This is a genomic window from Corynebacterium sp. HMSC074C01 (assembly GCF_001814605.1).
GTDB lineage: Bacteria > Actinomycetota > Actinomycetes > Mycobacteriales > Mycobacteriaceae > Corynebacterium.
In genome coordinates this window covers 1-3,204 of the sequence record NZ_KV817228.1, presented here as the reverse complement: position 1 = coordinate 3,204, position 3,204 = coordinate 1, and the positions used below count along the sequence as shown (strand labels likewise).

At 57.9% G+C, this 3,204-nt stretch carries 5 protein-coding genes; 4 read left to right on the top strand and 1 reads right to left on the bottom strand.

The window, feature by feature from the left end:
- Positions 1-40: 40 nt before the first annotated feature.
- A complete protein-coding gene (locus tag HMPREF2978_RS00020; protein ID WP_070743248.1) occupies positions 41-262 on the bottom strand; it encodes a transcriptional regulator in 222 nt (73 codons plus the stop codon).
- Positions 263-418: 156 nt separating this feature from the next.
- Here HMPREF2978_RS00020 and HMPREF2978_RS00015 point away from each other — a divergent pair, with 156 nt between their 5' ends.
- From HMPREF2978_RS00015 to HMPREF2978_RS00005, 4 genes are all read left to right on the top strand, one after another.
- On the top strand, positions 419-904 hold the full coding sequence (locus tag HMPREF2978_RS00015; protein ID WP_070743243.1) for a hypothetical protein: 486 nt from the start codon (positions 419-421) through the stop codon (positions 902-904).
- Positions 894-1,286: an ImmA/IrrE family metallo-endopeptidase gene (locus HMPREF2978_RS00010; RefSeq protein ID WP_070743240.1), complete on the top strand. Its 393-nt coding sequence runs from the start codon at positions 894-896 to the stop codon at positions 1,284-1,286. The genes HMPREF2978_RS00015 and HMPREF2978_RS00010 overlap by 11 nt, the downstream gene beginning before the upstream one ends.
- Positions 1,283-1,822, top strand: coding sequence for a hypothetical protein (locus tag HMPREF2978_RS12935; RefSeq protein ID WP_143342246.1), 540 nt, complete (start codon positions 1,283-1,285; stop codon positions 1,820-1,822). The genes HMPREF2978_RS00010 and HMPREF2978_RS12935 overlap by 4 nt, the downstream gene beginning before the upstream one ends.
- 362 nt (positions 1,823-2,184) lie before the next feature.
- Positions 2,185-3,141, top strand: coding sequence for a tyrosine-type recombinase/integrase (locus tag HMPREF2978_RS00005; protein WP_246818695.1), 957 nt, complete (start codon positions 2,185-2,187; stop codon positions 3,139-3,141).
- Positions 3,142-3,204 lie beyond the last annotated feature (63 nt).

Below are 3,204 nucleotides of genomic sequence, written 5' to 3'. Positions count from 1 at the left end.
GGGGGTTCCTTGTTTTCCTGTGGCATGAGCTTTCCTTTTCTTATGCGGTTAGGGCTTCTAGGTCGTCGGCAACGAGGATTCGGTCTGGTGCTGCGCCTAGTTCTGCTAGTGCGTTGAGGACTTGTGGGGTTGGGCGGCGGTTCTTGATTGCGCTGTTCCACGTGTTTCGCGATAGGCCGGTGCGGTTTGCTAGGTCTACTGCGGTTGATAGGTGGTTAATGCGCTTTACCCGGTCCAACTCATCAAGACTGATAAGAAACATTGTCTTTTCTTTCTCCTGTTTATCGGGTGTGACAACATAATATGTCAATCTCCGCCAGATTGACAAGAGTGCAATTCACTCGGGTGCCCCCATTTTGTCTTTCCCCAGCTACACCCCCACTTGCTGACAAGTTTTTTATGCACTAAGGTTTAAGCCATGACAACCCCAGCAGACGTAAAAGACATCTTCGCCAGCCTCGCCGGACATCGCGTCACCGCCCAAGACATGGCAGACATTCTTGAAACCTCACGCAACACTGTGAACCTTCGATTGAAGAATGGATTGGTGGCGGAAGACATAATCGCCATATCCCGTGGGCTAAACATCAATCCCGTTGAAGCGCTAGTAGAACTCGGGAATCTGACCCGCGATGAGGTCTTTGACTTCCTGGACGGCGGAGCCAAGCTCTTATCTTTAGCCAGCGTTGAAGAACTGGTCTACCGCCTGGCCGAGGACACCCTCAGCAACGCCGACAAAATAGAACTAGGCGGCGCTGCACGTGCCCTGCTCGAGCACGATGACCTGGCTGCTCGTCGTGCGGGTGCCCCCGTGTCCGATGGGGATGATTCAATGCCGTTGAGTGCGGTTGCTTACAGCGGCCCGGACGAGGACGCGGAAAGGAATGATGTGGATGACGATTAGCGCGGTAGAGCTGCACCTCCTAGCGGAAAGCATGGGCGTGCAGCTACAACGCCACACCGGCGGGCCACCCGGCTGGTACGACCACCAACGGCGCATTATCAGCACCAGGCGCGGTCAATCAATCGGCCAGTACAAAAGCGTCCTCGCCCACGAACTGGGCCACGCACACTACGGTGACATCCCCACAGGAAACGGCTACTACGACCAGCGTCAAGAACGCCGCGCCGACGAATACGCCGCCCGACTCCTCATCTCCCCCGTCGAATTCGAGGCCGCAGCAGCGTGGCACCACGGGCACCTCCCTGCCATAGCCGACGAACTCGAAGTCACAAAACACCTACTTAAAACCTGGCAATCTCTCCATGAAAGGCAAGCAGCATGAAACGCCTACTCTCTACCCTCGCCATCATCCCCCTCACCCTGGCCGCGTGCTCGAACGAAGGCGAAGAAGTTGGACATGCAACGTCCACCGCTTCAACTTCTACTAGTAGCAGTGCGCCGGCAGCCAGTTCCTCGGTGCCGAGCTCCACGAGTACCACGACATCGACGCCCCAGTCCCTAGCGCCGGAGACTACTGAGCCTGCGGTGGATAACTACTCACCAACTTCTCCGGTGGCAGCCGAGCCGACGTTCGTGGCGTGCTGGGAAAATGGCTACGCCCAACTTTCAGATATGAGTGTGGTCGAATGGCCAGACTGTGCACTTCCGCCACAGGAAGCGGCAAACCTCGGTCCCGGCCCGGACCCGGCAACGATCCCTTACGCCGATGGCGGAACCTGTCCGGCGTACAAGTGCGGATACGGCCACGACGCGAGCGGCAACCCAAACCCCAGCAATTCCGAGATTCAGTCCTGGTGGTCTGATTGCACCGCCGATAATACCGCGGAGTACTGCCGGGCGAACGACCCCTACCAGTAAACCCCAATAAATGGCCGCCCAATGACCCCTGTGACGTTGCAATCAACGGAACTGCCCCGTGGAGCTGTGCTCAACACGGGGCGTCCTGGCCCAACGGGGGGATGTGGGCCCAGCAACAGCATAAAGCAAACCAGCCCCTGGCGCTCAACATGTGGAAGTGGAGGAGCACCAAGAGCCGGGATATCCAACCAGGAATTTAGGAAGGACGTGTCTATTCTATGGCATCGATTAGGTCGTACAAGGCCGCAAAAGGTAGGGCGTGGCGGGTACAGTACCGTGGCCCTGATGGCAAGAGCCACACCAAACAGGGGTTCAGAACAAAAGACCTCGCCCAAAAGTGGGCCGACGAGAACGCAGTCCGCATGCACCAGCAGGACTGGATTGACCCCAACGCCGGCAAAGTTACCGTGAGTGAGGTTCAGGCAGCGTGGGAGGCAAACCTCACGCACCTCAAGCCCAAAACTAGGTACGACATGCTAGCGGTGTGGCGTAACCACGTGGAACCACAATGGGGCAAGCGGAAAGTATTCAGCATCAAGCCCTCAGAGGTGCAAGCCTGGGTGTCCTCATTGGATAGGTCTGCGTCGCTGGTGCGGCAGGCTCACGCGGTGCTGGCGCAGATTCTTGACCTGGCGGTGATGGATAAAGCGATCCGTGAGAATCCGGCGCGTGGGGTTAAACTCCCCCGCAAGGACGCGGCTAGGAAGGTGTATTTGACGGCGGAGCAGCTAGGCCAACTGGTGGATGAATGCACCCGGTATCAAGAACTGGTGTGGCTTCTCGGCACCGTGGGCCTGAGGTGGGGTGAAGCGGCGGCGCTGCGCGTTCGGGATGTGAATGTGCTTCGCAACCGCATCAGCATTGAGCGCAACGCTGTCACCGTCGGCAAGGACGTGATTGTGGGCACGCCTAAGACGCATGAGGTTCGCCAGGTGTCTGTACCGCCTACGGTGATGCAAATGCTGGTCCCTGTGATGAACGGGAAGGGGCCGGACGATTTGTTATGGCCACGGCGTGACGGCACACCGATGAAACCGCCGACTCATGGAAAGTGGTACTACAACGCGCTTGGTCGTTGCATGGAGAAGCATCCTGATTTTCCGCGTGTGACTCCGCATGGTTTGCGGCATGTGGCGGCGGGGTTGATGGTGTCGTCGGGTGCGAATGTGAAGGTGGTGCAGCGGCAGTTGGGCCACGCGAGCGCGGCGATGACGTTGGATACCTATGCGGAGCTCTTCGACGAGGACTTGGAGGCTGTAGGCAGAGCGGTTGAGGAAAAGATTTCGGGTGTCGTGGGATTGTCGTGGAAAGGGGCCTAAATGTGGCGTTTATGCTGGTTAAACCTGGTTTAGGTCACTGGTTCGAGCCCAGTTGGAGGAGCA